The organism is Streptomyces palmae (assembly GCF_004684805.1).
Taxonomy (GTDB): Bacteria; Actinomycetota; Actinomycetes; order Streptomycetales; family Streptomycetaceae; genus Streptomyces; species Streptomyces palmae.
In genome coordinates, this window is sequence record NZ_SRID01000326.1 from 1 (window position 1) to 7,909 (window position 7,909).

Below are 7,909 nucleotides of genomic sequence, written 5' to 3' on the forward strand. Positions count from 1 at the left end.
AAGACGGTATACGATTTAGGTGTCCTTCTCTTGGCCTCGAAGATTTGTATAAGAGACAGCACCCGCGCCGCCCGAGGGGTCGACGATCGTCTCGACCCGCCACTGCACCTGGTACTGCTCGCTCAGCACCTGCCTGAGCACGTCGTCGCTGCCGCTGTTGGCGAAGCTGTCCCGGGCACCCGGGTTGGAGAAGCCCAGCTGGAGGGTGGTGCCGTCGAAGCCGGCGACCGTGGCGTTCTGGCTGAGCAGGATCCACGTGAAACGTCGGCGGTTCTTCACCGCCTCCAGGATGGCCGGCCACATGTTCCGCACCTGCACGGCACCCTGCGCGGCCGCCGGCGAGGGCTGGGCCGCACCGGCACCGGCCTGCTGCGCGGACCCGCCACTCGAAGCACCCTGCCCGGGACCGCCGGCCCCCGGAGCGCCCTGAGCGCCCGCCTGACTCGGCGCGGGCACGCCCTGCCCCGGCGCGGCGGCGGACGGCCAGCCACCAGGGCGGCGGGTCTGCTGCGCACCGGTGCCCTGGCCGGGCGGGGCAGCCGAGGGCCAGGCCCCGGGCGCTCCCGCGGCGGCGGGAGCAGGTCCCGCGCCCGGTGCGCCCCGGCCGGGGGCGGCCACCGCACCGGCAGGCCAGGCGCCGGGCTGCTGGCCGCCCTCCGCACCGGCCGCCGAGCCGGACCGCTCATCCACTCCCGGCGCCGCGGTCCCGGAGGAGCCCGCCCCCTGCGCCGCAGCACCCTGATGGCCCGCCGCCTGAGCCGCCGCCTCCGCGCCGCCGGGGACCGGCACGCCCTCCGCATGGCCAGGGCCCGCGGGGGCGGGAACCCCTGCCGCGGGCGCCCCGGTCGCGGCCGCCATCGCCGCACGTGCCGCGGCCGGGCCGACCGGTCCGGCCGGGGAATGCGCGTCCGGCCCCGGTACGTACCCCATCGCCGGCCCCGAAGGGGCGGCGATACCGCCGCCCGAGCCGCTCACCAGCGCGCCCCGCTCCAGGCGGTCCAGCCGGGCCTGCAGCGAACGCTCGTCGTCGTATGCGGCGGGCAGCAGCACCCGGGCGCAGATCAGCTCCAGCTGGAGCCGCGGCGAGGTGGCGCCCCGCATCTCGGTCAGGCCCTCGTTGACCAGGTCGGCGGCCCGGCTCAGCTCGGCCTGGCCGAACACCGACGCCTGCGCCTGCATCCGCTCCAGTACGTCCGCGGGGGCGTCGATCAGCCCCTTCTCCGCGGCGTCCGGCACCGCGGCGAGGATCACCAGGTCGCGAAGGCGCTCCAGCAGGTCCGCGACGAAGCGCCGGGGGTCGTTGCCCCCCTCGATCACCCGGTCCACGACCTCGAACGCCGCTGCCCCGTCCCCGGCCGCGAAGGCGTCCACCACGGCGTCGAGCAGCGAACCGTCCGTGTACCCGAGCAGGGAGGTGGCCATGGCGTACGTCACACCGTCGTCCGCGGCGCCCGCCAGCAGCTGGTCCATGACCGACATCGAGTCCCGGACCGAGCCCGCCCCGGCGCGCACGACCAGCGGCAGCACGCCGTCCTCGACCGGGATGGCCTCCTGGGTGCACACCTCGCCCAGGTAGTCCCGCAGCGTCCCGGGCGGCACCAGCCGGAACGGGTAGTGGTGGGTGCGCGACCGGATGGTGCCGATGACCTTCTCCGGCTCGGTGGTCGCGAAGATGAACTTGAGGTGCTCCGGCGGCTCCTCGACCACCTTCAGCAGGGCGTTGAAGCCCGCCGAGGTGACCATGTGCGCCTCGTCGATGATGTAGATCTTGTACCGGCTGGAGGCGGGCCCGAAGAACGCCTTCTCACGCAGCTCACGGGCGTCGTCCACACCACCGTGCGAAGCCGCGTCGATCTCGATCACGTCGATCGAGCCGGGTCCGTTCCGCGCCAGGTCACGGCAGGACTGGCACTCCCCGCACGGCGTCGGCGTCGGCCCCTGCTCGCAGTTCAGGCAGCGGGCCAGGATGCGCGCGCTGGTCGTCTTGCCACAGCCACGCGGCCCGCTGAACAGATACGCGTGGTTGACCCTGTTGTTGCGCAGCGCCTGCTGCAACGGGGTGGTGACATGCTCCTGCCCGATGACCTCGGCGAAGGTCTCTGGGCGGTAGCGGCGGTAAAGCGCGAGGGACGACACACCTACGACGATATCGGGACCCACCGACAAGTGGCCTCGGTCACATCCACCTCACCGGCCCACCGACCCCGAACGCAAAGGGCCCCTCACGCACCCGCCAGAGCCCACTTACCCTTGCTGCCTTCCGGCCCTGGGGGAGTTGGGTGAGATAGCGCCACGTGAGGGGCTGCTCCCTACCCTAGCGGATCCCGGGGACTCCTGAAGCACCCCGGACCCATCCCCCGATCGGGTTCGCGAGCACGGCTCTCGGTCTTGTATTGTTTGCGGCGGAGGATTCGCCTAGAGGCCTAGGGCGCACGCTTGGAAAGCGTGTTGGGGGCAACCCCTCACGAGTTCGAATCTCGTATCCTCCGCAGCTGCCTGAACAGGCGAAACGAAGGGCCCGACCGGTTACCGGTCGGGCCTTCGGCTTATCTGTCAGCCACCGTTGTTCTGATCTTTGTCCGCAGGGCTGTCTTCCTGCGGCCCCCAGATCGCTTCCGCGAGCTTCCGCGCCACGTCTTTCAGCATCGCGTCGGGCACGTGGAGGTACCGCGCGCGCATCCGTGCGGACGTCCCTGGCTCCCAGCCCATGATCTGATCGATAACGCGGTCCGGGACGCCGAGCAGCATGAGGACGGTCGCAGCAGTGTGCCGGGCATCGTGCAGGCGCGCGTCCCTCACCCCCGCGTCGTCCAGGAGTTTCTTCCAGTCGTGGTAGTCGGTGTTCGGGCTGAGCGGACCGCCGAGCGGCTTGGTGAACACATAGCCCGACTCGGTCCACAGGTTCCCGGCGATTTGGCGCTCCCGGGCCTGAGCCTCCTTGTGGGCACGGAGCATCCGGACCAAGGGACCCGGCAGAGGAACCGCACGGCGCCCCGCACGCGACTTTGTGTTCTTGGTCTCACGCCGCACCTGCTTGCGCTCGGGGCAGTACCCGGCCTTCCGGCCGCACGGCGACGCCTCCCGGCACCCGTGCTCATACTTCGGCCGCAGGCGGTTCCGGCGGAGTTTGAGGTACTCGTGGTCCAGGTCCACGTCGGACCACCGGAGTCCGAGCGTCTCGCCCTGCCGCAGGCCGAGGGCGAGCGCGAGCATCCAACGAGCACTGTTGCGGCGCTTGTTCACCTCGATCAGCAGGCTCTGCACCTCTTCAACCGAGTAGGGCTCGATCTCCTCTTCCGGCTCCTCCACCCGTGGCGGCTTGGCCAGAGCGGCGGCGTTCTTCGCGGCGTGACCTCTCCGTACGGCCTCACCGAGGGCGGTCCGGGCGGTCCGGTGAGCCTGGTGAGCCGTGGCCGGCTTGCTGCCGTTCTTCTGCATCCGGCGGTAGAGGCTTTCCAGGTGCTCCGGCTCCAAGCGGTCGATGCGGTGCTTGCCGATGCCGGGCACGAGATGCACGCGAACCGCCACCTCGTACCCGTCGTAGGTGTTCTCGCTGACGACGTCCTTGGCGATGTTCTCGACCCAGTGCCACAGCCACTTCTCGACCGTCCACAGCCTGCCAGGCTGCTGTGCGGTGCCCTGGTCACGCTGCCGCTCCAGCCGCTTGACCTCTTCAGTCAACTCGCCCTCGGAAGGGCGGGTGATGTGCCTGCGGTAGGGCTCGCCATTGTCCTTGTAGCCCATCGGCACCCGGGCGTGCCAGCGACCGTCCTTACCGAAGTAGACGGCCGTTTCGCCGTTCGCCCGACGAGTGCGCTTCTTCTCCGCCACGGGCGGAATCTCCTTCGAATCGGTGGGTGGAACGACCGGAGCGCCGTCCTGCCAGGGGACGGCGCTCCGATATCGAGCAGGTCAGGCGGCGCAGCCCCCAGCACGGCGGCGCGCGATATATGCGGCCGGGGCGTCGGCAGGTACCCGGCGAAGTCGGCCGATCACCAGGGACTCCAGGTCACCCGAGCGGATGAGGGCGAAGCAGGTAGTGCGGCCAATCTGGAGGCGGCGGGCAGCTTCCTCCACAGTGAGGAGAACGAGGGTGCTGTCAGCTCCCTCGGCGATTCGGGCAGTCTCCATGTGACGCTCCTTACGTTCTGGATCTTCTGCCTGTCCGAGGTGCGGGGTTCTGCGTCACCGCGTCATTTGCGTCATTCGTGGTCCTGACCTGCGGTTTTGAGTGACGCAGAGATTTCGGATGCGTCACCTGGTGACGCTGGCTTTCGTCACCGGGTGACGCGGGTGACGCGGGGTGACGCAGTCCGGCCGTCCTGCGTCACCGCTGTAGCCGCAGGTCACGGGCCGCTTTCCGTCCTCGGGTGACGCAGGTGACGCAGCGCCCCTTTCCTTCGGACAAGAGAAAGGGGTGGGGTGTCTGTTGTGATGCCTCAAGGCGTGAAGAAGGAGCCGCTTCGCGGCGCGACCATCGAGCGGCGGCATGCCGCCGAACAGCAAGAGGAGCACCCCTCCCGCAGTGCGCGCCGTGCTCTTCTTGCTTGTTCGGGAGGGCTGTGGGGCGCCGGTCAGAGCATCGGCTCTTGCTGGTGTGGCAGCGGGGTCGGCCGCCGGGTCATCTCGATATAGCGGCCCTCTTTGGTGCGGCCCCAGTCGATCAGGACGTCCCGGGCGGCGAGGGTCGGCTGAAGGCGCTTGAGGCGGTCGGAGAGGACTTTGCCTGTGGTGGGCCAGCCCTTGGGCAGGGGACGGCAATCCTCCCCGGTGTACAGGCCGGTGAGGTACTGCAGCCACCCGGATGACGTCATTCGCATCTCTGAGCCCGCCGTGAGGCCGGCAGCGTGCTTGAGCACGGTCTGCGCCAGGAGGTCGCCCTCAATGACGTCGTCGTTGAGGTCGTCCAGGCTGGCCCGGTAGGCATTGAGTGCTCCGAGTCCGGTCGCCGCGTCGAACTGCGCGCACAGGTGGGCGAAGTCGGCCATCCGCAGGTCGGTGGGGATGTCCGCTTCAGCCGCGCGGACCTTGACCGTGAGGTCGAGGAGAGAGCCGAGGACGACGGGCAGGATCTCCTCGAACTCAGTCCACAGCTCGGCCTCGGTCCGCCGGACGCGGGGGCGTTCCAGACGGAGCGGGAGAAGGCGTTCGGCGAGGTCGGGGCGGATGACGCCGACGTCGATGCCGGTCAGCAGCAGGGGGCGGCGGTAGCGGGCGCGGACCACGTCGCCGTCGGTGTACAGGGCGCGTTTGATGGTCTCGGCCCCGGTGACGATGCAGCACATGAGGTCGGACAGGTCCACGGCCAGATGGGAGAGGTTGTCCAGGGCGGTGACCCATCCGGCCGCCACCGCCGCGATCAGGTTCTCCTCGTCCTTCGGGGCTCGCCGCAGGTCCGCGCTCATGCCCTCGATGACCCGCACGAGCATCCGCCCGCCGGTGGACTTGCCCGCGCCCTGAGGACCGGTGAGGAAGGGGGCGGGGACGGGCACGGACGGCCCGAGGCATCCGATCAGCCAGACGATGGCCAGGCACTCGGTCTCCGCGGTGGCGAAGTTGCACAGCCTCAGCAGCAGGTCGATGCCCTTGCCGTCGGTGTCCTTGGCTGGCAGGGGCAGTTCCCCGGTGAGCTGGGTGCGCCGCCAGCAGACTTCCTGCGGGTCGGGGGTGAGGATGTCCCAGCCGGTGGGGTGGATGCGGACGGACTGCCCGTCGCTGCGGCCCAGGTCGAGCCACGTCGCGCCGTCGAATCCGGGCGCGACGCGGATGTGGACGGGCTGTACGTCCTTGCTCATCGCGAGTGCTTCGATCAAGTCCAGCGCCTCCTTGAGGGCGGTTCCGTTGAACACGCCGTATCCGTCGTTGAAGAGGCCGACCATGAGTTCTTGTCGGTGGCTGCCCGAGGTGCCCTGTGAGCGGATCGGACGGGCCACGGGGTGACCGTTCTTCTGGGCGAACACGGTTCCGTCGGCGGTGCGGAAGTACCGGAAGTGCTGCTGCGCGTAGTCGGCAATGACTTCGCGGGCCGGGGTCTTGTCGTCGTCGGACACGGCTACAGCCCCAACCTGGTGCAGGCGTTCGTCCAGGCGTCAGTGCAGTGCCGGGGAGATTCACCCTTGGCCTGAGCGGCGGTGAACAGCCGCGCGACGTGGGTGTCGGTCAGGCACCCGCACCGGCCGTGAGCGGACAGCACGGCGAGGAACGTCCGGTAGACGGTCGTGTGCACCGCGCTGCGGGCCTCGGTGATGCGCTGCTCGGCCATGGCGATGCCCCGCTCCAGGTATGCGGGCGTGCGATGGCGGCACTCCCCGCCCCCGGCCAGTGCGGGCACGGTAACGACGTGCGATGCCCGGACCGTGGACGGTTCCTTCACGGCCAGCGCGCGCACGGCGTCCGGCAGATCGGTCATGGCGCCGGTGCCGGGACCGAGCCACCGCGCGTAGGCCATCGTGGACTTGAGGTCGACACCCTCACGGACGCCGTTCACCGAACGCATCGCGCCCCGGTAGATCCAGTGCTCCCCACGTGTGGTGGGCACCGTCCGGGTGGGCGGGAGAGTCCGGCGGGCCCAGATCACCGCGTCGGGGTTGTCGAGGTCGACGACGGTGAGCTGGGCGCCACCGGGGTGGTAGGCGACCGCGTGCGCCTGCCGCCATGTCCCGGCCCAGGCCGGGGACTGGAGTACGGCGGGATCGGCGGTGGCGGCGGCCCAGCCGTGGCAGACCGCGGGGCACTGGCAGGTACCCGGGGTCTTCATGTTCGGCCGACCACCACAGGCGTTCTTGGCACACGAGCCGCAGTTGCCGAACGGCACCTTCCCGGCCCGCAGCGGGAGAACAGGGACACCGGCCTGGGCCAGTGCCAGGGCGGTGTGCAGGAGGGTGTTGGTCATGCCGCCACCTCGTGGACGCTGGTGAGGAACTGGGTGCCGATCCAGTGGGTGTAGGCGGGAGGTACGGCTTGGCGGGCTTCGAGGTTGGTCATCCAGGTGCAGCCCATCGCGTCGGCGTAGGCACGCTCACCCTTGTGCTCGAAGGCGAGGAGCTGTTTGTGGTGCCAGCAGGGCGGCAGGAGTTCCCCGCCGCCGCCCCAGGAGGTCTCGAACGCGCGGTGGCGGCGGACGTTGAGGCCGAACTGGGTGCCGCACAGCAGGTAGTCCGGGCGCAGCTCGCCTTCCCAGGTGGCTTCGGGCACGTTCTCGATGACCCAGGGACGGCCTGTGGCTTCCATGGCCGCGCGACCGGCCGGGATCAGGTTCTCGTGCCCCTGGCGGGTGCCGCGCCACCTGGTGGCGCGGCAGAAGTACTGGCAGGGCCACGATCCGTGGATGAGGTCGTACTCGTGGCCGTGCTCGCGGACGAAGTCCAGTGCGTCGGCCTGGTGGAAGGTGAAGGGGTAGTTGGGCTGGGGGTTGATGTCGACGCCGGTGACGTCGAAGCCGGCCAGGTGGTAGCCCATGCCGGTGCCCCCCGCGCCGGAACACAGATCCAGCAGCCGCGGCCGGGGAGCCATTCGCCGGATCGGGGTGGATTGGGTCATGCTGAAGACCTCCAACGGGTCGGTGAGGCTGGTTGGGGCCGGGGCGACCGCGGATCTTTGGCGAGAGGTGCGGTCGCCCCGGGCGGAGTCATCGCGTGTGCGTGGCGCGGGCTTTGAGGAGCGCGAACTTCAGTCCGTCTTCGGCGTGGCGGCCGTAGGTGTAGGCGGCGTCGGGCAGTCCGCGCGCGGTGTCCCAGGCGTCGTGCATGTCGGCGGCTTCGTGGTCGGCGAGGTAGTCCTGTGCGGCCAGCTCGTTGCCGTAGCACCCGGCCCTGTCGCAGCACTCCAGGACTTGGCGGGCGTGTTCGAGGGCGGTGTTGCCGGTCCAGCGCTCCAGTCCGTAGAGGGTGGGCGGGACCGGCAACACCGC

Annotated in this window: 7 protein-coding genes, 1 tRNA gene and 1 other RNA gene; 1 reads left to right on the plus strand and 8 read right to left on the minus strand. The window is 70.2% G+C overall.

What is annotated here, in order from left to right; all coding sequences use genetic code 11:
• Window positions 1–15: 15 nt before the first annotated feature.
• Complete coding sequence (locus E4099_RS25520; RefSeq protein WP_245245159.1) at window positions 16–2,136, minus strand: DNA polymerase III subunit gamma and tau; 2,121 nt, start codon at window positions 2,134–2,136, stop codon at window positions 16–18.
• Window positions 2,137–2,210: 74 nt separating this feature from the next.
• An RNA gene (gene ffs / locus E4099_RS25525) (signal recognition particle sRNA small type) lies at window positions 2,211–2,307 on the minus strand.
• 97 nt (window positions 2,308–2,404) lie between these two features.
• Between ffs and E4099_RS25530 the strand changes: the two genes are divergently transcribed.
• Window positions 2,405–2,489 (plus strand) — tRNA-Ser (locus E4099_RS25530).
• A gap of 64 nt (window positions 2,490–2,553) precedes the next feature.
• Here the strand turns inward: E4099_RS25530 and E4099_RS25535 are convergent.
• The 6 genes from E4099_RS25535 to E4099_RS33195 all read right to left on the minus strand — a co-directional run.
• Window positions 2,554–3,831 (minus strand): tyrosine-type recombinase/integrase, encoded by a 1,278-nt coding sequence (locus tag E4099_RS25535; protein ID WP_135341468.1) that lies wholly within the window; start codon window positions 3,829–3,831, stop codon window positions 2,554–2,556.
• Window positions 3,832–3,912: 81 nt separating this feature from the next.
• On the minus strand, window positions 3,913–4,131 hold the full coding sequence (locus E4099_RS25540) for a helix-turn-helix domain-containing protein (RefSeq protein ID WP_135341469.1): 219 nt from the start codon (window positions 4,129–4,131) through the stop codon (window positions 3,913–3,915).
• A gap of 443 nt (window positions 4,132–4,574) precedes the next feature.
• Window positions 4,575–6,050: an ATP-binding protein gene (locus E4099_RS25545; RefSeq protein WP_135341470.1), complete on the minus strand. Its 1,476-nt coding sequence runs from the start codon at window positions 6,048–6,050 to the stop codon at window positions 4,575–4,577.
• 2 nt (window positions 6,051–6,052) lie between these two features.
• Window positions 6,053–6,892, minus strand: coding sequence for a bifunctional DNA primase/polymerase (locus E4099_RS25550; RefSeq protein WP_135341471.1), 840 nt, complete (start codon window positions 6,890–6,892; stop codon window positions 6,053–6,055).
• The gene (locus E4099_RS25555) at window positions 6,889–7,539 is read right to left on the minus strand and encodes a DNA cytosine methyltransferase (protein ID WP_135341472.1); all 651 of its coding nucleotides are present in this window, start codon (window positions 7,537–7,539) and stop codon (window positions 6,889–6,891) included. Before E4099_RS25555 ends, E4099_RS25550 begins: the two co-directional genes overlap by 4 nt.
• An 88-nt stretch (window positions 7,540–7,627) precedes the next feature.
• The coding region (locus E4099_RS33195; protein WP_167828478.1) for a hypothetical protein at window positions 7,628–7,909 on the minus strand (282 nt) is incomplete at its 5' end.

What these genes read in the sequence shown, in the direction of transcription:
- E4099_RS25540 (WP_135341469.1), bottom strand. Translation starts at nt 4,131, where the DNA reads ATGGAGACTGCCCGAATCGCCGAGGGAGCTGACAGCACCCTCGTTCTC.
- E4099_RS25550 (WP_135341471.1), bottom strand. Translation starts at nt 6,892, where the DNA reads ATGACCAACACCCTCCTGCACACCGCCCTGGCACTGGCCCAGGCCGGT.
- E4099_RS25555 (WP_135341472.1), bottom strand. Translation starts at nt 7,539, where the DNA reads ATGACCCAATCCACCCCGATCCGGCGAATGGCTCCCCGGCCGCGGCTG.